This is a genomic window from Kitasatospora sp. NPDC096204 (assembly GCF_044763205.1).
GTDB lineage: Bacteria > Actinomycetota > Actinomycetes > Streptomycetales > Streptomycetaceae > Kitasatospora.
The window spans coordinates 63303-83875 of the sequence record NZ_JBIWFT010000038.1 but is presented as its reverse complement, the minus strand read 5'-3'; the positions used below and the strand labels follow the sequence as shown (position 1 = coordinate 83875).

General features: G+C 72.8%; 18 protein-coding genes. 6 read left to right on the top strand and 12 right to left on the bottom strand.

All coding sequences use genetic code 11. The features are described from left to right. The first annotated feature begins 224 nt into the window (after positions 1 to 224). Both ACIQ87_RS32355 and ACIQ87_RS32350 read left to right on the top strand, forming a co-directional pair. Positions 225 to 437 (top strand): hypothetical protein, encoded by a 213-nt coding sequence (locus tag ACIQ87_RS32355; RefSeq protein WP_402413747.1) that lies wholly within the window; start codon positions 225 to 227, stop codon positions 435 to 437. A 100-nt stretch (positions 438 to 537) separates the two neighbouring features. Next, on the top strand, positions 538 to 927 hold the full coding sequence (locus tag ACIQ87_RS32350; RefSeq protein WP_402413744.1) for a toxin Doc: 390 nt from the start codon (positions 538 to 540) through the stop codon (positions 925 to 927). 24 nt (positions 928 to 951) lie between these two features. Here the strand turns inward: ACIQ87_RS32350 and ACIQ87_RS32345 are convergent, their stop codons facing one another. The 8 genes from ACIQ87_RS32345 to ACIQ87_RS32310 form a co-directional block, all read right to left on the bottom strand. Next, entirely contained in the window at positions 952 to 1692 is a 741-nt protein-coding gene (locus ACIQ87_RS32345) for a Pr6Pr family membrane protein (RefSeq protein WP_402413741.1), read from the bottom strand. A 158-nt stretch (positions 1693 to 1850) separates the two neighbouring features. After that, positions 1851 to 2543, bottom strand: coding sequence for a response regulator (locus ACIQ87_RS32340; RefSeq protein ID WP_402413784.1), 693 nt, complete (start codon positions 2541 to 2543; stop codon positions 1851 to 1853). 8 nt (positions 2544 to 2551) lie between these two features. After that, positions 2552 to 3880 (bottom strand): sensor histidine kinase, encoded by a 1329-nt coding sequence (locus ACIQ87_RS32335; protein ID WP_402413739.1) that lies wholly within the window; start codon positions 3878 to 3880, stop codon positions 2552 to 2554. Further along, a complete protein-coding gene (locus ACIQ87_RS32330; protein WP_402413736.1) occupies positions 3877 to 4854 on the bottom strand; it encodes a hypothetical protein in 978 nt (325 codons plus the stop codon). Before ACIQ87_RS32330 ends, ACIQ87_RS32335 begins: the two co-directional genes overlap by 4 nt. A 199-nt stretch (positions 4855 to 5053) precedes the next feature. Further along, positions 5054 to 5605 (bottom strand): GNAT family N-acetyltransferase, encoded by a 552-nt coding sequence (locus ACIQ87_RS32325; RefSeq protein ID WP_402413734.1) that lies wholly within the window; start codon positions 5603 to 5605, stop codon positions 5054 to 5056. Between the two features lie 80 nt (positions 5606 to 5685). Beyond that, positions 5686 to 6747, bottom strand: coding sequence for a hypothetical protein (locus tag ACIQ87_RS32320; protein ID WP_402413732.1), 1062 nt, complete (start codon positions 6745 to 6747; stop codon positions 5686 to 5688). A gap of 1 nt (position 6748) precedes the next feature. Further along, positions 6749 to 8872, bottom strand: coding sequence for a hypothetical protein (locus tag ACIQ87_RS32315; protein WP_402413729.1), 2124 nt, complete (start codon positions 8870 to 8872; stop codon positions 6749 to 6751). Positions 8873 to 8894: 22 nt separating this feature from the next. After that, positions 8895 to 9362: a hypothetical protein gene (locus ACIQ87_RS32310; protein WP_402413727.1), complete on the bottom strand. Its 468-nt coding sequence runs from the start codon at positions 9360 to 9362 to the stop codon at positions 8895 to 8897. A gap of 255 nt (positions 9363 to 9617) precedes the next feature. Here ACIQ87_RS32310 and ACIQ87_RS32305 point away from each other — a divergent pair, with 255 nt between their 5' ends. The 4 genes from ACIQ87_RS32305 to ACIQ87_RS32290 all read left to right on the top strand — a co-directional run bounded on the left by ACIQ87_RS32305 (position 9618) and on the right by ACIQ87_RS32290 (position 15564). Then, on the top strand, positions 9618 to 10799 hold the full coding sequence (locus tag ACIQ87_RS32305) for a CaiB/BaiF CoA transferase family protein (protein ID WP_402413725.1): 1182 nt from the start codon (positions 9618 to 9620) through the stop codon (positions 10797 to 10799). Positions 10800 to 10801: 2 nt separating this feature from the next. Next, a complete protein-coding gene (locus ACIQ87_RS32300) occupies positions 10802 to 11944 on the top strand; it encodes an acyl-CoA dehydrogenase family protein (protein ID WP_402413723.1) in 1143 nt (380 codons plus the stop codon). Between the two features lie 146 nt (positions 11945 to 12090). Then, entirely contained in the window at positions 12091 to 13305 is a 1215-nt protein-coding gene (locus tag ACIQ87_RS32295; protein ID WP_224279338.1) for an acetyl-CoA C-acetyltransferase, read from the top strand. A 33-nt stretch (positions 13306 to 13338) separates the two neighbouring features. Continuing rightward, positions 13339 to 15564: a 3-hydroxyacyl-CoA dehydrogenase NAD-binding domain-containing protein gene (locus ACIQ87_RS32290; RefSeq protein WP_402413719.1), complete on the top strand. Its 2226-nt coding sequence runs from the start codon at positions 13339 to 13341 to the stop codon at positions 15562 to 15564. 173 nt (positions 15565 to 15737) lie between these two features. Here the strand turns inward: ACIQ87_RS32290 and ACIQ87_RS32285 are convergent, their stop codons facing one another. The 4 genes from ACIQ87_RS32285 to ACIQ87_RS32270 form a co-directional block, all read right to left on the bottom strand. Then, positions 15738 to 16496, bottom strand: a complete 759-nt coding sequence (locus tag ACIQ87_RS32285) for a MerR family transcriptional regulator (protein WP_402413717.1) — start codon at positions 16494 to 16496, stop codon at positions 15738 to 15740. 273 nt (positions 16497 to 16769) lie between these two features. Further along, entirely contained in the window at positions 16770 to 17849 is a 1080-nt protein-coding gene (locus ACIQ87_RS32280) for an isopenicillin N synthase family dioxygenase (protein ID WP_402413714.1), read from the bottom strand. Positions 17850 to 18267: 418 nt separating this feature from the next. Beyond that, the gene (locus ACIQ87_RS32275; RefSeq protein ID WP_402413712.1) at positions 18268 to 18915 is read right to left on the bottom strand and encodes a response regulator; all 648 of its coding nucleotides are present in this window, start codon (positions 18913 to 18915) and stop codon (positions 18268 to 18270) included. Next, complete coding sequence (locus tag ACIQ87_RS32270) at positions 18867 to 20315, bottom strand: histidine kinase (RefSeq protein ID WP_402413709.1); 1449 nt, start codon at positions 20313 to 20315, stop codon at positions 18867 to 18869. The genes ACIQ87_RS32275 and ACIQ87_RS32270 overlap by 49 nt, the downstream gene beginning before the upstream one ends. Positions 20316 to 20573 lie beyond the last annotated feature (258 nt).

The following is a 20573-nucleotide window of genomic DNA, read 5'->3' as shown; positions in this document are numbered from 1 at the left end:
ACCCGGTCTCCCCCGCGGAACCCCTCCGCCACCGCTCCCCACCGACGCTACGGCCGGCCCCGCCACCCGGACGTCATCCCGGGTGGCGCACCCGCTTCCTCCTCCGGGCCCATCCGCACCGGCTGGAATGGTCCCTGGCGGTCTCGACAACCGCGGTTTTGACTGCGGGTGAAAATCCGCCGTCCGCGGCCCCAACTGCCCCTGGCTCCAGTACCATCGGCGACATGCCTGCGCTCAACATCGAGTACACGGAGCACGAGCTCGCCGCGATCCGCGAGGCCGCCGCCGCGGACGGCAAGTCGGTGAAGGCGTACATCCACGACCTGAGCGTGCGGGAGCAACAGCGGAGGGTCTTCGTCGACCACGCGGTGGCGTTCTGGAAGGCGCACCGGGCCGAGTTCGACGCCGCGTTCCCCGAGGACGCGCCTGCGGCGTGAGCGGCCGTGAGGCGGCGGTGCGAGCGGCGGCCACGACGGGTGCGGCGGGCGCGGGCGCGGGTACGGCGGGCGCTGGTACGGCCGGTGCGGGCGTGACGCGGTGAGGGGCGGGGGAGCGGCGCTGCTCCACGTCGACCTGCGCTGGCTCCTCGACGTCCAGGAACTGGCCTCCCCGGAGGACCTCAGCGTGCGGGACTACTCGGCGCTTCAGGCCGCCGTCGCCCGGCACCGGGTGAACACGGCCCAGCTCGGCCACCACGCGGACCCGGCCTGGTGCGCGGCCACCCTGATGCACACCATCGTGCTGTTGCGCCCGCTTCCGGTGCGCAACAACCTGTACGCCTGCATGACGACGGCCGCGTACATGCACGCGGCCGGGGAGGGGATCGACTCGCCCTACGGGGCGTTGGTGGAGCTGGCCCGCGACATAGCGGAGGGCCGGGCGGACGTGTACGCGGCGGCCGACCGGATCCGCGCCTGGCGGATCTGAGGCCGGCCGGCCGCCGCGTCAACGTCAGTCCGAGGCCGAGGCCGAGGCCGAGGCCGAGCCCGCACCCGCACCCGAGCCCGAGCCCGAGCCCGCGCCCGTGCCCGCGTCCGTGTCCGTGCCCTGCGGCGCCGGCCGCAGCCTGCCCGCGATCCGCGTCCCGAGCCGGTCCAGCCCGACGACGAGCGCGGCGAGCACCACGAACTCGACGGTCAGCAGGGCGATCTGGCCCCAGACGTAGCCGTAGCCCTTGGTGGTCGGGTCGAAGAAGAAGTAGGGGTACGGCAGCGGGTAGTCGTCGAACAGCGCGTTGCGGGTGAGGACGATCGCCGCGTAGCCGAGCGGGAAGGCCAGCCAGAGCGGTATGTCCTTCCAGGCCGCGGCGTTGCGCGGCCTGAGTACCAGCCAGTCGACGATCACCATCACCGGTGTCACGTAGTGCAGGAAGAACGACGACCAGTGCGCCAGCCTGTCCGGCCCGCTGACCAGCCCGGGCAGCGGGTTGGCGCCGTGTTCGAGCAGGATGTGCGAGACCAGTCCGGTGATCAGGATGTAGAGCGTGGCGGCGCCGCGCAGCCGGGACGCGGGCGCGTCCACGGTGTCGCGCTTGAGCATCCAGTACACCGCGCCGACGAAGTAGCCGAACACGATCACGTTGCTCTGCACGGTGAAGTACACCAGCGGCGCGGTTCCGAGGATCAGGCCGAGGCCCGCCGAGAGCACGATGCCCATGCGCCACCACAGCGCGGGCCGGGTCCGGACTGTCATGCGGCCACCAGTTCGTTTCAGGCGATACGGGAGGTATCGGGCGTCAAAGGGGAAGGCTGCACTCTACTCGCTGGGGCCGAGCGGATGGAATCCGTGTTCGATCCGCTCCGGCTCCCGGGCTCCCCCTCCGGGAACTGATGATCCATCAGTTCGGTGTGTCAGCCGGGCAGTACGAAGCCCGACTCGTACGCCGCGATGACGGCCTGGGTGCGGTCCCGCGCGCCCAGCTTGGCCAGCACGCTGCCGACGTGCGTCTTCACCGTCTCCTGACTCACCACCAGCTGCCGCGCGATCTCGCCGTTGTTGAGCCCGGTGGCCATCAGCCGCAGCACCTGCCCCTCCCGCTCGGTCAGCCGCCCGATCGGCCCCCGGTCCGCTGCCCCGGCCTCCCGGCGGCGGTCCGCGGCGCGGCGCAGCGCGAGGTCGCGGACGGCCGCCGGGAACAGCAGCGAGTCGCCGCGCGCGACCAGCCGTACGGCCTGCACCATCTCCTCCGCCCGGGCCCGCTTCAGCAGGAACCCGGCGGCACCCGCGCGCAGCGCGTCGTACACGTGGTCGTCGTGCTCGAAGGTGGTGACCACCAGGATGCGCGGTGGCGGGGCCATCCCGTTGACCAGCTGCTCGGTGGCCCGGATGCCGTCGATGCCGGGCATCCGGACGTCCATCAGCACCACGTCCGGGCGCAGTTCGCGCACCAGTGGGACGACCTCGGCGCCGTCGGCGGCCTCGCCGACCACGGTGAGGTCCGGTTCGCTCTCGATCACCACCCGCAGGCCCAGGCGGACCAGCCGCTCGTCGTCCGCGATCACCACCCGGATGCCGTCGACACCCCGCTCCGCGCCGCTGTCCATGCCCTCGTTCACGTCGTCCCTCCCACCGGCAGCCAGACGGCCAGCCGCCACGTCGTTCCGTCCTCGCCCGGCCCCGCCGTGCTGCCGCCGTGCAGTGCCGCCGCCCGCTCCGCGATTCCGCGCAGCCCGCGTCCGCCGCCGGGGCGGCTCGGTCGGGCGGGGCCGAGCGGGTTGGTCAGTTCGATCTCCAGCCGTCCGCCCGCCAGTGCGACCCGCAGCCCGGCCGGGGCGGGTCCGGCGTGGCGCAGCACGTTGGTCAGGCCCTCCTGCACGATCCGGTACGCCTCGCGGGAGACCGCCTCGGGCAGGCCCGCCAGCCCGGGCGCCAGCTCGGCGTCCACCGCCACCCCGGCGCGGCCGAGTTGGCGCAGCAGGTCGTCCAGCCCGGCGAGGGTGGGCCCGGCCGGCTCGGCGGCCCGCGGGTCCTCCTCGCGCAACAGTCCGAGCACCGTGTCGAGTTCGGCGACGGCCGCCCGGGCGGTCTCCTCGATCGCCGCGAGCGCCTCGGCGGCGAAGTCCGGGTTGCTGCGCAACACCCGGGCGGCGGCCGAGGCCTGGATGCCGACGGCGCTGAGCGCGTGCCCGACCGAGTCGTGCAGCTCGCGGGCCAGCCGGTTGCGCTGGGCGAGCACGGTGGCCCGGCGCTCGGCGGCGGCCACCCGCTCCTCCGGGGTCGGGCCGAGCAGGACGGGCGCCCAACGGGCGAGCAGCGAGCCGCAGACGGCGTTGGTGCCGACGATCAGCAGCAGCACGCCGAGGCCGAGGGCGGGGCCGCTGGCCAGCCAGTCGGGGAAGTGCCGCTGCCACATCCGGACGAACTCCTCCGTCCCCGAGAAGCCGCAGACCAGCACCACCGCGAAGGGCGTGCCGGCCAGCGTCATCCCGGCGACCACCCCGCCGAACAGCACGTGCAGCACGTACCAGAGCGCGGTGCGCCGGCGGGCGGCCCAGGAACGGGCCGGTCCGGCGGCCAGCTCCTCCGGGCGGGGCACCGAGCACAGCGCCCGCGCGGCCGCGCCCTCCAGCCCCCGCACCATCGGCACCAGCGCGGTGACGGCGGCCATCGGCAGCGAGGTGGCCAACGACAGGACGTACAGCAGCAGTTGGCGGGCGGGCGACTGGTTCGGGTCGAGTGCGCCGAACAGCACCACCGACAGCATCCAGTACGGCATCAGCAGCGCGCCGCCCAGCACCAGGTGCACCCAGCGCAGCCGGGCCCGCCGCCCCAGCGCGGCTCCCGCCGCATGCCGCAGCCGGCCGCCCGGCCCCGCCGTACGCGGCAACCGGCCGCCCCCGCGCCCCGTACGCCGCAACCCGTCGCCCACCCCCGTGATCACCCGCGCGACTCTACGGCAGCGGTGCGCCGGCGGGCGGCCAGTTCGGTCAGCGCCATCGCCCCGACCGCCAGGACCAGCACCGCGGCCACCACCTGGGCGGCCTCCACCAGGGGCATCAGCCCGGGCACGGCCGTCCGCAGCTCGGTCACCCGGGTCGTCGTCGCCCCGAAGACCACCACCTGCCAGGCGCCCCAACCGAACAGTGAGCCGGCCGCCGTCCAGACCACCAGCAGCGGCCCGAGCAGCCGGCGCCCCGGACGGAACCGGAAGACCAGGACCAGCAGCGCCGTCGCCGCGGCCACCGCCATCACCGCGGTGACCCCGTTCATCACCGCCACGCCCCGGTTCCGCGAATCCGCCATGTCCTGCGGCAGTCCGGCGGTTCCCCCGAGCGCCCAGTAGACCCGGCCCGCCGTGACGCCCGCGGCGAGCAGCGCGGCGACGCAGGCGAGGGAACGCTGCACGCTCAGGGTGGGGGAGTCGGGCAGGTCGCCGATCCGCTCCCGCAGCAGCCCGGCCCAGCGCCGGCGGGCGTACAGCGCGAAGGCGGTGAGCAGGGCGAGGCCCTGGACGGCGAAGCCGCCGTACACGACGAGGAAGACCCAGTCGCCGATGCCCTTGTCCTCCGGGTCGGCGCGCTCCGGCCCGAGCACCAGCAGGCTCAACAGGTACAGCGGCAGCGCGACCAGGATGGTGCCGAGCAGCCCGGTCGCCACCCACATCGGGAACGCCACGAGTCCGGCCGGCGCCCGCCGCCCCCACGGGCGGACGAACGCCAGCGCCAGCGCCACGGCGATCGCGTCCATGCCGAAGGTCAGCAGGTTCACCAGCCACAGCCGGTCCATCCCGCCGGGGTCGTCCGCTCCCACCGGATGCCCGGTCAGCCAGAGCAGCTTCAGCGTCAGGTACGGCCCGGTCGCCGCCACCGCCGTCCAGGCCGCTCCGGCCCGCAACACGTGCTCGTTGATCCTCATGCCCCCACGGTCCCGCCGGGGCGCACCCCGGGGCCTCCGCCGGGGGCGCGATCCCCCTCCCCCTGGCGGGGGATCTCCGGCTCGGGACCGCGCCGTGGGCCGACCTCAGGCCGTGCCGCGGGCCGTGCCGCGGGCCGTGCCGCGGGCCGTGCCGCGGGCCGTGCCGCGGGCCGTTCCCAGGCCGTGCGGCAGACCGGCCTCAGGCCATGCGGTGGATCAACCGGTCCTCCTCGTCGGTCCGGCCGTCCGGGTCGGCGACCAGCCCGAGCCGCCCGGCGAGCCGGCGCGAGGGCAGGTTGTCGGCGTGGATCAGGGCGATCACCGGGACACCCGGGTAGCGCGGCAGCGCCTCGGCCATCGCCGCCCGGGCCGCCTCCGCTGCGAACCCCAGACCCCAGGCGGACGGCCGGAACCGGTAGTAGAGGTTGAACACCCGCTCCCCGTCCAGGGTGTGCAGGTACAGCCCGGCGAACCCGATGACCGTCCCCGGGTCCTCCCGGGTGGCGACGGCGCAGTACCCCACCCCGTCCCGCACCCAGTCGGCGACGAACCCGTCCAGCATCTCCTGCGCCTGGACGATCTCCCGCTGCGGCCCGTTCGGGTTGTACCGGTTGGTCTCCGGATCCCCGTGAATCGCGAACACCACCTCCACGTCGTCCTCCTGCGGCCGCGTCAGCACCAGCCGCTCGGAGACGGTGACGATCGTGCGGGCGGTGTGGTCGGTGCGGTCGGTCAGGTCGGTGGTGGGCATGGCGCTTCCCCGTGTCTCGCGTAATAGGCCTCACGCAAGATAGACCATTACCCCGACATCCGCCCGTCGATTTCCACCCGCTACAGGATCGGCTCGCAGCCGATCGCCTTGCCGCCGGCGGTGAGGAACTGCTGCCAGGTGGAGTCGCCGGCCGGTCCGGAGCTCCAGGCGCCGTTGAGTTCCATCCGGAAGGTGGTCGGCCGACCCTGGCAAGTCGCCGTCATCTCGCCGGGCCGCACCCAGCGGGCCCGGCCGATCCCCGGTTCGTCCTTCGGGGTTGCCGGGGCCAGGAGCCGGGGCTCGGTGCCGATGGTGAAGGTGATCGGGGACCTCGGATTCGCGTCCGAGTGGATGAGACAGGTCCACAGCGGGTCGGTCGAGGTGGTCACGGTCTCCCGGAGGGCCGCGCCGCCGAGGCTGGCGGGCGCAGTGAGCCCGGGCAGGCCGCAGACGGCGTTGCGGTCGAGGTCGTGGTCCTTCCCGGCAGCGGAGAGTTGGTGCGGCGCGGGCATGGACGACGTACCGCACCCCTGTTGGGACGCGACGCGGCCGGCCGTCGACACGGCGAGTGCGGCGAGCTTCTCGGCCCCGGGCCGGTTGTCGCGGTCGGCCCTGACGGTGATCCGCTGCCCGCTGTCGCACGCGTCGGGAAGCAGCGCCCAGGCCCGGTGGTCGAAGCCCGCGCCGGACGCTCCACCGTTGGCCGAAGCGGCGAACAGCCGGGCCTCCGCGTCGTTCGCGACGACGGAGAGATCGCCGTTCCTGCGCAGTTCAACGGTGACGGACCGCTCGTTGCCGAAGACCCCGGAACTCACCTTCGCCATGCAGAAGGCTGATCCGCTGCGCAGGTACCCGTTGCCGAACGCCTGATCGCTGACCTTGCCCGGCCCGAGCACGTCGTTCAGCAGATCCGCGCTCACGGCGCCCTCGCACACACTGTCGGGACCGAAGACGTTGGTCAGGTTGTCCACCAGAAACACCCCGGCCCCGGCCACGACCGCTGTCACCGCCACCGCGGCGACCGCCGCCCGCACCCGCAGCGGCCAGGTGGTGAACCCCCGTCGGCTGAGTGCCGTGTCCAGACGCCCGCCGACGACGCTCCCGTCGCCGGGCTGATCGGCGGTGTGCTGTGTCTTCTTCATCTCAGCGCCCTCCGAGTGCGTTGCGGTACGTCTGGTTGACGCCTGTCCCGTAGCTTTCGGACACGTCGTGCAGCAGCTTCTGGGGCACACCGGCGGTCGAGTTGATCTCCGCCTGGGTGAGACCGGCCAGTCCGGCCTTCTCGACGATCATCGTCTTCAGCTGGTTCTCTCCGGAGTTGAACATCTTGGACAGGTCCGCCTGCGTCTGCTGGTCCTGCTCGCTGTTGAGCCCGTTCGCCCACTCCGAGGTACCGACGTCGACCATGCGCTGGACGAAGTCGCCCACGACCGGTACGGGAGTCAGGGGCGTGCCGATGAGGTGGTAGTTCATCTTCGCCTGCCAGTTGTTCTGGAACACGACGTCGTCGTGGTGACGGGTCATGACGTCCGACTGTGCGCCGCTGAGCGCCCCCAGGACCTGGCCGGCCTCCCGTACGTAGCCTTCGATGCCGGGGCCGGGGTGTCCGGTGCTGTCCGGCCTGAACGCCTCGGCGGGGTAGGCGTCGAGTCGCCGGGCGATCTCCTGGCTCTCGGCGTAGTGGATGGCCTTGAACGCCTCCGGGTCGTCGGACACACCTCGGATGACCCGGATGAGGCGGTCCCGGTCGATGGCCAGCCCGCTGGTCTCGGAGTGCCCGTTGACCTCCTTGCCGATGATCTCGTACGTGTCGGCCGCGTAGTCGGCGATCATGTTGCCGAACGGCCGGCGCAGTCCGACGGGGAGTTCGGTCACATGGCCGGCGGAGTCGCCGCCGAAGTGGCTGATCGTGTCGGACATGATGCGCGCCATCGCCGCGTCGTGCGGGCGGACCGGCGGCTGGTTGCCGTGCGGATCGCGGCCGGTGGTGGCGGCCTTCAGGGCATCGCCGAACGCACCGCGGGAGGTGTCCCGCGCGAGCGTGTCCAGCTGGTTGTGTTCGTAGCCCTGGTTGGGCCACTGGCGGTCCTTCAGCAGGTAGGCAAGGTTCTTGTTGGCCGCGGGGTCGAGGAACTCCTTCGATGCCTCGGGGTGGCGGCTCATGGTCTGCATGAGGTCTCGCATCGGATCGCCCTGGTGGCCGGAGATGTTGCTCCAGTCCGGGCCCCACAGGCCTTCGCCCTTGAGTTTGCTGCCGCGCTCGTAGTCGACCAGGTCGGTGCCGACCTTGGTCAGGAAGCCCTTGTCGAAGCTGCCCTTCGCGTTGAGCAGTGCCGTCAGCGCCGGGTAGTTGTCGTTGTAACCCGCCGCAGACGCCCCGGGGCGACGGGCGGCGGCCAGCAGGCCGTCCTCCCAGGCCTTGCCCATTCCGCCGTCGCGGGTGGCGGTGGCCAGTGCGATGGACAGGCTGCCGTAGACGTCCTGGTAGCCCTTGGCGTTGTGGTTGCCGTGCGCGAGGCCGTCGTAGACCTTGCTGTACTCCAGCAGGGCGTCCGGACCCGTTTTGCCGCCGTAGTTGAGGCCGTTGAGCAGGGTGGTGGAGAAGTCCTTGCTCTCCGCGTTGGCGGCCATGAGCGCCTGCAGCTGCTTGAGCTGGTCGTCGGAGAGGCTGCCGCCCTTGGACATCAGGTCCTTGGCCCGGTTGGCGTCGGCGACCGGGCCGGCGCCGTACGGGGCGGCGTTGAAAGCGGTGGTGCTGGCGCCTATGTCGCCCTGGAGGGCCACGGTGGCCAGCTGGTCGGCGGCGGTGGCCTTCGCGACGGCCTTGCCGAGCCGGTCCGAGAGTGCCTGGGCGTTGGCCCGGATCGTGCGCTCAGCCTCGGGGTCGTTCCTCTCCTCCTTCGGGACGGTCCAGTTGACCGCCCCGTCGGCGGTGACGTTGAGGGTGGTGTCGCCCTGCGCGTCGTGCAGTGCCGTGTCGAGGTCGCGGCGGGCGGCGGCGAAGTCCTCGGCGGCGGTCTTCATGATCGCGGCGAGGGCGGTGGCGACGGCCGAGGCCTGCTTGAAGTCGCCGTCGATGCCCTGCATGGCCGTGGTCGCGGCGTCGGCGGCGTCGCCCTTCCAGCCGGCCCGTTGTGCGGTGCTGGTGAGGTCCTTGGCGACCCGGCCGTCCAGGGCGGTGAGGGCCTTGGCCACACCGGCCCAGGCTTCGGCGGCTTCGTTCACCCCGGAGAAGTCGGCCTCGTGCAGTTCCTTGAAGGACACCATCTGTCTGTTCCCCCGGTACCTGTCAGTTGTTCGAACGCATGTCGGCGGCGATTCCGGCCTCGTTGGCGCCGTAGAACCGCTGGGTCTTGTCGAGGTTTCCGGCGACGTTGCCGAGCTTGTCGTGCAGGGTCTTGCACTGCTGCAGCCAGCGCTCGGTGGTGCCGGTGAGGGCGCCGCCGAAGGAGAAGCCGCGGATCCTGGTCGACGCGGTGCTCGCGTACTCGGTGAGGCTGTGCGCGCCGGGGCCGGCCTTGCCGTTGGCGTTGTCCAGGTCGGTGGCGATCTGCCGGGCTATCCCGGCCGAGGCGTTGAGCTCGTGCGGGGTGTCCAGCCGGGTGGTGCCCAGGGCGGGTGGGATGAGCGCGGGGTTGCCGCCGGCGGCCGGGGTCGGAGGGGCGTACGGCGACTTCGCGGTGTACGTGGGCCCTGAGCTCGGCATCGGGTCCTTGGCCGGTGCGACCGGTCCCGTGGTGAAGTACGGGCTACCCATGTGCGAATCCTCCCCATTCGGTGAAGCAGCCGCTCCCCTGCGGCATGAAGACCGTACAGGGAGCCACTGTCAGTACACCGACCCACCCTCCGTGGTGCCGGATGTGCGGGGAGTGGTGGCGTTCAGCGGGGCTGTGCCGAGGGGGAATTGGCGGCTCGGCGCGAGGGCGGAGGTCTTGTTACCGGCGGGTCGCTTGCCTATCATCCCGAGTGTTACAGCTTTACTGTCAAACCCGTCGGAAGGGTTCAGCAGCCAGTGGGTGACGCGAGCAGGACGCCGGAGGCCGGGGGGCCGTTGGCGGGTGTGCGGGTGGTGGAGCTCGCCGGGATCGGGCCGGGGCCGTTCGCGGCCATGCTGTTGGGGGACCTCGGGGCGGACGTGGTGCGGGTGGACCGGCCGGAGCCCTCGCCGCTCGGTACGGACCCGGCGTACGACCTCAGCAACCGCAACAAGCGCTCGGTGCTGATCGACCTGAAGTCCCCCGAGGGCCCCGGGCGGGTGCTGGACCTGGTCGAGCGGGCGGACCTGCTGATCGAGGGCTACCGGCCGGGCGTCGCGGAACGGCTAGGGGTCGGGCCCGAAGCGTGCCTGGCGCGCAACCCGGCGCTGGTGTACGGGCGGATGACCGGCTGGGGGCAGCACGGCCCCAGGGCGGCGACCGCCGGGCACGACCTCGGGTACGCGGCGGTCGCCGGGGTGCTCGGGATGGTGGCGGCGCCGGGCGGGGCCGAGGAGCCCCCCGGCATCCCGGCCAACCTGCTGGGCGACTACGCCGGCGGCTCGCTCTACCTGGTCGTCGGCCTGCTCGCCGGACTGCACCACGCCCGGGCCACCGGCGAGGGCCAGGTTGTCGACGCGGCGATCGTGGACGGTGCGGCGCACCTCGGCAGCATGCTGTGGGGCCTGCTCGCGGCCGGCCACTGGCAGGACCGCCGGGGCGTCAACCTGCTGGACGGCGGCGCGCCGTTCTACGCGGTCTACCGGGCGGCGGACGGCGGCCACCTGGCCGTCGGCGCGCTGGAACCGCGCTTCTACGCGGAGTTCGCCCGGCTGCTGGAGCTGGGACCGGACGCGCCCGGCCAGTACGAGCTCGCCCGCTGGCCCGAACTTCGGGCCCTGATCGCGGCCCGCTTCGCCACTCGGACCAGGGCCGAGTGGGAGGCCGTCTTCGCGGGCTCCGACGCATGCGTGGAGCCGGTATTGACGATGCGTCAGGCATCAATGGACACCCACCTGTCGGCGCGCGGGACGTACGTCGAGGTGGGCGGCGTCACCCAGCCGGCTCCCGCCCCGCGCTTCTCCGCTACCCCCGGTGCCCTGCGCCGCCCGCCGGCCCGACCGGGTGCGGACACCGCCGAGGTGGCCAGGGACTGGGGTGTCCCCTCCCTCGATGTCAGTGCCCAATTCCCCAACGCTTCGGCAGAGCAAGGAGAGTAGCGTTGCAGCGCGAGATCTTCACCGAGCAGCACGACGACTTCCGGGCCACCGTGCGGGCCTTCCTGGCCAAGGAGGTGCTGCCGCACTACGACCGCTGGGAGAAGGCCGGCATCGTCGACCGCTCCGTCTGGCTCGCGGCCGGCCGCCAGGGCCTGCTCGGCCTCGCCGTCCCCGAGGAGTACGGCGGTGGCGGCACCCCGGACTTCCGCTACGCCGCCGTGCTGGCCGAGGAGTTCGCCCGGGCCGGTGCCTCCGGCCTGGCCATCGGCCTGCACAACGACATCATCGGCCCGTACCTCACCTCGCTCGCCACCGAGGAGCAGAAGCGCCGCTGGCTGCCCGGCTTCTGCTCGGGCGAGCTGATCACCGCGATCGCGATGACCGAGCCCGGCACCGGCTCCGACCTCCAGGGCATCCGCACCCAGGCGGTCGACCGGGGCGACCACTACCTGCTCAACGGCGCCAAGACCTTCATCTCCAACGGCATCCTCGCCGACCTGGTGATCGTGGTCGCCCGCACCACCCCCGAGGGCGGCGCGCGCGGGCTGAGCCTGCTGGCCGTCGAGCGCGGCACGCCCGGCTTCGAGCGCGGGCGCAACCTCGACAAGATCGGCCAGAAGGCCCAGGACACCGCCGAGTTGTTCTTCGAGGACGTCCGGGTGCCGAAGGAGAACCTGATCGGCGAGCTCAACGGCGGCTTCGTCCACCTGATGCAGAACCTCGCCCAGGAGCGGCTCACCATCGCCGCCGCGGCGATCGCCGGCGCCGAGTACCTGGTCGAGATCACCACCGACTACGTCAAGCAGCGCGAGGCCTTCGGTCGCCCGCTCGCCAAGCTCCAGCACGTCCGCTTCGAGATCGCCGAACTGGCCACCGAGTGCGCCGTCACCCGCGCCTTCGTGGACCGCTGCATCACCGAGCACAACCGCTACGCGCTCACCCCGGCGGACGCCTCGATGGCCAAGTGGTGGGCCACCGAGCTGCAGAAGCGCACCGCCGACCGCTGCCTCCAACTACACGGCGGCTACGGCTACATGAGCGAGTTCCCGGTCGCCCGGGCGTTCACCGACGGCCGCATCCAGACCATCTACGGCGGCACCACCGAGATCATGAAGGAGATCGTCGGCCGTTCCATCCTCGGCTGAGCTCCCGCCCCCGGGCCGGTTGCCCCGCAGACCCGCAGACCCGCACCCGCAGATCCAGAAGAACCCCGCAGACCCGAAGATCCGCAGACCCAGAAGAACCCCTCAGACCCACTTCCCCGAAGAACCCGCTGAAAGGCGTTCCCACCGTGACCACCGAAGCGTACGTCTACGACGCGATCCGCACCCCGCGCGGCCGGGGCAAGGCCTCCGGCTCGCTGCACGGCACCAAGCCGATCGACCTCGTCGTCGGACTGATCCACGAACTGCGCAACCGCTACCCCGGGTTGGACCCGGCCGCGATCGACGACATCGTGCTCGGCGTGGTCAGCCCGGTCGGCGACCAGGGCTCCGACATCGCCCGGATCGCCGCCATCGCGGCCGGCCTGCCCGACACCGTCGCCGGCGTCCAGGAGAACCGCTTCTGCGCCTCCGGCCTGGAAGCCGTCAACCTGGCCGCCGCCAAGGTCCGTTCCGGCTGGGAGGACCTCGTCCTGGCCGGCGGCGTGGAGTCGATGTCGCGGGTGAAGATGGCCTCCGACGGCGGCGCCTGGTTCGCCGACCCGATGACCGCGTACGAGACCAACTTCGCCCCGCAGGGCATCGGCGCCGACCTCATCGCCACCATCGAGGGCTTCTCCCGCACCGACGTGGACGCCTTCGCCGCGGAGTCCCAGGCCCGCGCCGCCAAGGCCCAGGCCGACGGCCTGTTCGACCGCTCGGTCGTCCCGGTGCGCGACCGCAACGGCCTGGTCGTGCTGGAGCGCGACGAGTTCATCCGCCCCGGCACCACCGTCGAGACCCTGGCCGGCCTCAAGCCGTCGTTCGCCGCCATCGGCGAGGCCGGTGGCTTCGACGCCGTCGCTCTCCAGAAGTACCACTGGGTCGAGGCGATCGACCACGTCCACCACGCGGGCAACTCCTCCGGCATCGTGGACGGAGCCGCGCTGGTGGCGATCGGCAACCGCGAGGTCGGCGAGCGGTACGGGCTGCGCCCGCGCGCCCGGATCGTCTCCGCCGCCGTCTCCGGCTCCGAGCCGACCATCATGCTCACCGGCCCCGCCCCGGCCACCCACAAGGCCCTCGCCAAGGCCGGTCTCACCGCCGCCGACATCGACCTGGTCGAGATCAACGAGGCCTTCGCCGCCGTCGCGCTCCGCTTCATCCGCGAACTCGGCTTCCGCCACGACCAGGTGAACGTCAACGGCGGCGCGATCGCGCTCGGCCACCCGCTCGGCGCCACCGGGGCGATGCTGCTCGGCACCGTGATCGACGAACTGGAGCGGCGCGACTTGCGCTACGGCCTGATCACCCTCTGCGTGGGCGGCGGCATGGGCATCGCCACCATCGTCGAGCGCATCTGACTCCCTCCCCGCAGATCTGGAGACCGTGAACCCATGAGCGACACCACCACCATCCGCTGGGAGCAGGACCAGGACGGCGTGGTCACCCTCGTCCTCGACGACCCCACCCAGTCCGTCAACACCATGAACGAGGCCTTCGTCGCCGACTTCGAGGCCGTCGTCGAGCGGCTGGCGGACCTGGCCTCCCAGGAGGCCTCACCGGACGCGCTGCGCGGCGTGGTGATCACCTCCGGCAAGAAGACCTTCTTCGCCGGGGGAGACCTGCGGATGCTCTCCGCCGCCCGCCCCGAGGACGCCGAGGCCGTCTTCGAGAAGTCCATGCGGATCAAGCGTTCGCTGCGCAAGCTGGAGACCCTCGGCAAGCCGGTCGTCGCCGCCGTCAACGGCAGCGCGCTCGGCGGCGGCCTGGAGATCGCCCTCGCCTGCCACCACCGGATCGCGCTCGACACCCCCGCCAGCCGGATCGGCCTGCCCGAGGTCACCCTCGGCCTGCTGCCGGGCGGCGGCGGCGTGGTCCGTACGGTCCGGCTGTTCGGCATCACCGACGCCCTGCTGAAGTTCCTCGTCCAGGGCCGCCAGTACCGCCCGGCGCAGGCGCTGTCGCACGGACTGGTGCACGAACTGGTCGACACCCCCGAGGAGTTGGCCGCCCGCGCGAAGGCCTGGATCGAGGCCAACCCGAACGCCGTCCAGCCCTGGGACGTCAAGGGCTACAAGATCCCCGGCGGCACCCCGGCCACCCCGGCCTTCGCCGCCAACCTGCCCGCCTTCCCCGCCAACCTGCGCAAGCAGCTCAACGGCGCGCCCTACCCGGCCCCGCGCAACGTCCTCGCCGCCGCCGTGGAGAGCGCCCAGGTGGACGTCGACACCGCGATGGCCATCGAGGCCCGCTACTTCACCGAGCTGGCCTGCGGGCAGACCAGCGCGAACATGATCCAGGCGCTGTTCTTCGACATGCAGGCGGTCAACTCCGGCGCCGGGCGGCCGAAGGGCGTCGAGAAGCGGCTGGTCCGCAAGGTCGCGGTACTCGGCGCCGGGATGATGGGCGCGGGCATCGCCTACGCCTGCGCCAAGGCCGGCATCGAGGTCGTGCTCAAGGACGTGAGCCTGGAGGCCGCCGAGCGCGGAAAGGCCTACTCCGAGGGGCTGTTGAACAAGGCCGTCGCCCGCGGGCGCTCCACCGAGGCCAAGCGCGACGAGCTGCTGGCCCGGATCACCCCCACCGCCGAGGCCGCCGACCTGGCCGGCTGCGACGCGGTCATCGAGGCGGTCTTCGAGAACACCGAGCTCAAGCACAAGGTGTTCCAGGAGATCGAGGGCGTCGTCGGCCCCGACGCGCTGCTCTGCTCCAACACCTCCACCCTGCCGATCGGCCTGCTCGCCGAAGGCGTCGAGCGCCAGGGCGACTTCATCGGCCTGCACTTCTTCTCGCCGGTCGACAAGATGCGGCTGGTCGAGATCATCCGCGGGCCGCAGACCGGCGACGAGGCGCTGGCCCGCGCCTTCGACCTGGTCCGGCAGATCGACAAGACCCCGATCGTGGTCAACGACTCCCGCGGCTTCTTCACCTCGCGGGTGATCGGCCAGTTCCTCAACGAGGGCGTCGCCATGGTCGGCGAGGGCGTCCACCCGGCCAGCATCGAGCAGGCCGCCGCGCAGGCCGGCTACCCCGCCAAGGTGCTCTCCCTGATGGACGAGCTCACCCTCACCCTGCCGCGCAAGATCCGCGACGAGCACCGGCGCTCGGTGGAGGCCGCCGGCGGCACCTGGACGCCGCACCCGGCGGACGCCGTGGTCGACCGGATGGTCGACGAGTTCGGCCGCCCGGGACGCAGCGGCGGCGCGGGCTTCTACGAGTACGGCGAGGACGGCAAGCGCGGGCGGCTCTGGCCGGGGCTGCTGGAGCACTTCGGCGGTTCTTCCGGCGGTTCTTCCGGCGGTTCTGGGGTCGGTTCTGCCGTTGAGGTCCCCTTCGAGGACCTCAAGGAGCGGATGCTGTTCAGCGAGGCGCTGGACTCGGTGCGCTGCCTGGAGGAGGGCGTGCTGACCTCCGTCGCCGACGCCAACGTCGGCTCGATCCTCGGCATCGGCTTCCCGGCCTGGACGGGCGGCGTGTTCCAGTACATCAACGGGTACCAGGGCGGACCGGCCGGCTTCGCGGCCCGCGCCCGCGAACTCGCTGCCGCGTACGGCGAGCGGTTCGCGCCGCCGGCACTGCTCGAGCGGGTCGCGGCCGAGGGCCGGACCTTCACGGACTGAGCCGCGCTCCCGGGCGGGGCCGGTTCCCTGCCGGGGCCGGTTCCCTGCCGGGGCCGGTGAGGCCGCAGGCGCCGTGCGACGCGCGGCGCCTGCGGTCTGCGGCCAGGTCTGTGGCCCGTGGTCACCGGTTTGTGGTCCGGGGGTCTGCGGTCCGCGGTCCCAGCGGGCTTCCGCTACCGCTCCGGGCCCGGCTCCTGGCTCAACTCCTCGTCCAGTTCCTCCCGCAGGGACCGCTGGAAGGCCGTGACCAGGGCCTGCGCCACCATCGGCTGGATGTGGTCCGTCAGCGCCCGCATCCGGTCCAGCTCCTCCGGCGCGGGCTCGCTCTCCCGGTACGGCTTCCACACCGTCTCGCGGAACAGCCGGTGCAACTCCCGTGCCGTCGCCCGACTGTGCTCCAACACCACCGCCCGGGCGGCCAGCAGCGTCTCCAACGGGATGGGCACGTCCAGGATCCGCACGCCCAGCGGCAGCAGCCCTGGATCCACCCGGAACACCTCCGGATCCGCCGTCCGCTCCAGCGCCCCCATCGCGGCGAGCCGTTCGACCTGCTCCTCCGTCAGCCCCCGCCCGGCCCGCCGCTCCAGCTGCGCCCTGGTGGCCTCCTCCGGGGTCTCCGGCGTCCAGGACGCCACCAGCGCGCGGTGGATCGCCAGGTCCAGCGGCGTGCTGTCCTCCGGAAGCCGCGCCAGGTACCGCTCGATCGCGGCCAGCGTCAGCCCCTGCCGCTGCAACTCCTCGATCAGCTCCAGCCGGTCCAGGTGCGCCGCCCCGTACAGCCCCACCCGGCGCGGCCCCAACTCCGGTGGCGGCAGCAGGCCCTTCGTCCCGTAGAACCGTACCGTCCGCACCGTCACCCCGGCCCGGGCCGCCAGCTCGTCCACCGTCAGCCGCAGCCCGGGCCCGGCCCCCGCCCCGCCGTGCTCCCCCATCTGCCGCCTCCCGCGCTGGCACACTCCTGCTGTGACAGCAGCAGTGTGACAGTGCCACCCCGGCCGGTCCACCGATGGGGGAGGGCGGCGGGCGGTGGGTGGTGAGTGGTGCACGGTGGGCGTGGGCGTGGGGGGCGGGGGTGAGGCGTACGGGTGCGGATACGCCGACACCCCTGCCCTCCGCCAGGGCCGGCTTCCGGCGGAGGACGGAGGACGGAGGACGGAGGGCGGAGGGCGTCGGGCGGGGGCCTCGGGCAGAGGCGTCGGGCGGGGTCAGGCGAGGGCGGCGTGGTGGCGGCGGGTGACCTCGGGGTGGGCCCGGGTGTAGCCCTTCCACTCGTTGAGGCCGAAGTCGGCGAAGAGCGGGTTGTCCGGGTCCTCGGTGGCGCCGGGGGCGTGGTGGGCGAGCGGGAAGTCCAGCGGCTCGACGTGGGCGTCGAGGCGGGGGTTGTAGAAGAACGGCACGGAGAAGCGCTCGCGGGCGCCGGGCGGGCTCACCACGCGGTGGCTGGTGGCCTTGAGGTAACCGTCCGTGGCCACCTCCAGCAACTCGCCGAGGTTGACGACGAAGGCGCCGTCGAGGGGCGGGACGTCGAGGAAGGTGCCGTCCGCGCGCTCGACCTGGAGGCCGCCGACGGTGTCCTGCAGCAGCAGGGTGATGAAGCCGTAGTCCTTGTGGGAGCCGACGCCCTGGCCGGCGCCGTCCGGGGCGGTGCCGGGGTAGCGGACCAGCTTGAGACGCAGGTGGGGGTGGCCCGCGAAGGCCTCGTCGTAGAAGTCCGGGCGGGCGCCGATCGCGGTGAGGAGTTCGTGCAGCAGACGGCGGGCGACCCCTCCGAGGTGGTCGATCCAGCCGAGTGCGGCGGTGCGCAGCTCGGGGAGCGCCTCGGGCCACTGGTTGGGCCCCTCCAGCCACCAGTACGGGGGCTCGCCGCCGCTGGGGACGTGCGGGGGCAGCTCGGCGCCGATGTCCAGCTGGTCGCGCCAGTCCTGGCTGCCGCCGGTGCGCTCGTCGCCGGTGCGGGTGTAGCCCCGGTAGTGGGGGGAGTTGAGGTTGCTCACGGCGAGCCGGTCGGCCTCGGGGAGCGCGAAGAAGGCGCGCATGGCCCGGGTGAGCGCGGTCGTCTCCTCCGGGGTGACGCCGTGGCCGACGAGCTGGAAGAAGCCGACGCCGGTGGCCGCGGTGCGGAGTTCGTCGTGCAGGCGGCGGCGGTCGTCCGGGCTGCCGTCGGCGAGCGAGAGGTCGATCACCGGGAGGGCGTCCGCAGGGGAGTTCGCCGGGGCGTCCGCAGGGGCGTCCGCCGGAGTGGAGCCGGTACCGGTCTCGGATATGGGCGTGTACTGCTGCGTCATGTGTGACATCCGCTGGGTCTCGTCCCGGCTGGTCCTGGTGGTCGACCGGGGACGGCCGGAGCAGTGCCTGGTGCGGCGGGTGCTCCGGGAGCCGGGAGGTGGTGGCGGCCGGGCAGGGGCCGCCGGTGAGGGGGGTGGCGCGAGGTTCAGCCGGAGCGTCGACAGGACATGGTCGTCACGCGGAGCAGGTCCACATGGCGGCGGCGAACAAGGATGAGCACCTCACCAGCGTAATTGACCCGTTCTGCGGCGGGCGAGCCCCCTGCGGCGGAGGGCCACTCGCCACTTGTCGGTGATCTATCAAGCTGTGGGGTGGTGGGGCGACGGTGCCGGAGTGCGGCCGACTGGGGCTCCGTTCGGATGGGCGATCCCTCGGATGGCAGACCCCTTCGGACGGACGATCCCTTGGCGGCTCCCTTCAGGAGTTGTTGAGGTAGGCCAGGACGGCCAGGACCCGGCGGTTGTCGTCGTCGGAGGGCTGGAGGTCGAGCCGGACGAAGATCGACGCGGTGTGCTTGGCGACGGCTCGCTCGGTGATCACCAGCTGTTGGGCGATCGCCGCGTTGGACCGCCCCTCCGCCATCAGCCCCAGCACCTGCCGCTCACGCGGAGAGAGGGTGGAGACCGGGCCGGCCGAGGAGTTGTGGGTGAGCAGCCTGGTGATCACCTCCGGATCCATCGCGGTGCCGCCCTGGGCGACCCGTCGTACGGCGTCGATGAACTGGGTGCCGTCCATCACCCTGTCCTTGAGCAGGTAGCCGATCCCGCCGGTGCTGCCCGCCAGCAACTCGCGGGCGTACAGCTGCTCCACGAACTGCGACAGCACCAGGACGGGCAGGCCAGGGTGGGCCCGGCGGGCCGCCAGCGCGGCCCGCAGCCCCTCATCCGTGAAGCTCGGTGGCAGCCGGACGTCCACCACGGCGATGTCGGGCCGGTCCGCGGCCACCGCGGCGAGCAGTTGCTCGCCGTCCTCCACCGCCGCGGTGACCTTCATGCCGTTGGCCTCCAGCAGCCGGGTCAGGCCGTCCCGGAGGAGGAAGAGGTCTTCGGCGATGACAACGCGCACGGGATCTCCAGGTTCACGATGGTCGGTCCGCCGGACGGGCTGCTGATCGCGAGCACCCCGTCGAAGGCCGCCAGACGGCGTTCGGTTCCGCTGAGGCCGGTTCCCCGGGACGGCTCGGCGCCGCCGCGCCCGTCGTCGGTGACCGATATCCGCAGCAGCCCGTCACTGTGCCCTATCTCGATCCACACGTGCGAGGCCCCGGCGTGCTTGACCACGTTGGCCAGCAGCTCCGTCACCGCGAAGTAGGCGGCCGACTCCACCGGGGCCGGCGCCCGGCCGGGCAGGCCGCCGGTGAAGCTGACCGGCAGCGGCAGGTCCAGCGCCGTCGCCTGTACCGCGTCGGCCAGGCCGCGGTCGGCGAGCACCGGGGGATGGATGCCGCGGACCAGGTCCCGCAGCTCGCCCAGCGCCTTCACCGAGGACAGCCGGGCCTCGGCCAGCAGCGGCCCGAGGGCGTCCGGGTCGTGCTTCAACTGCTCGGCCACCGTCAGCAGCATGCCCAGCGCCACCAGCCGGGCCTGCGCCCCGTCGTGCAGGTCCCGCTCGATCCGGCGCAGCTCGGCCGCCCCGGCGTCGATGGTGTCCGCCCTGGTCCGTGCGAGATGGCTGACCTGGCGGGCGAGCTCGACCTGCCGGGACGGCCCGAGCAGCGCCCGGGCGGCCTTCTCGTGGATCCGCAGGACCGGTGGGGCGGCCCACAGGGCGGCCAGCGGGGAGAAGGTCAGGCCCATCGAGTAGACGACACCCAGGGCGAAGAACCGGCCGTCCCGGCCGAAGACCTCCAGGGCGGCCGGCGCCAGCAGGACGATCACGGCGGTGAGTAGCACGGTGACGCCGGTGAGCAGCGTCCAGGCGAAGTCCCGCCACGTCGCCGGGTCGGCGAGCCAGCCGCCGGCCCGCAGCCGCTGCCAGGGCCCGGCGCCGGCCGGACCGCGGTACGGCACCGGGATCGGCCGCCCGCTCCACTTCCCGACCGTCCGCCTGCTCTCCGTCGCGATCCAGCGGGCGCCGAACAGCCCGAGCACCACCAGCGAGGGCGCCATCCAGAGTGAGCCGGCCCGGCCGCCGGGGGCGGCACCGCCGTAGAGGTGCGCCGCCATCAGCGCTATCGCCCCCGGGGCGAACAGCGCGGCACCGAGCGCCCGGCCGCCGCCCCCGGTGGCCCAGCACAGCGCCCAGAGGGCGACCGGTGCCATCGGCACCGCCAGGACCAGCGGCCCGCCCGGGTGGAAGTCCCGGGGCTCGTCCGGACCGAACAGCGCGGTGGCCAGCAGGACCGGCCCCGCCAGCAGCGCGAGGAGGCCCGTCACGGCCAGCGTCACCGCGTACCAGGCACGCACCCCGTCCGTGCAGGCCCGGCCGACCCGCAGGGCCGCCCCGTTCAGCACTCCCGCGTTCATGACGCGCCCCCTTTTCCTTCCGAGACCGCCGTCCGGAGGCCTCGAAGCCACCGCTCCGGAGCCCCCCGTGGGCCCCGGTTCCGATCTTTCGCCGGGTCAGTCTGCCCGGCCGGAGCCTCCGGCGCTCTAGGCCTGAACACCCAGTTCGGGGTGTATCTGGATACACCCCGAGGAGGCCGTCCAGACGGCTGTCGGCATCCCGCCGCCGATTCGTAGCGTGATGTTCCGTCAGCCGGCCCGGGATTCCCGGTGCCGGAT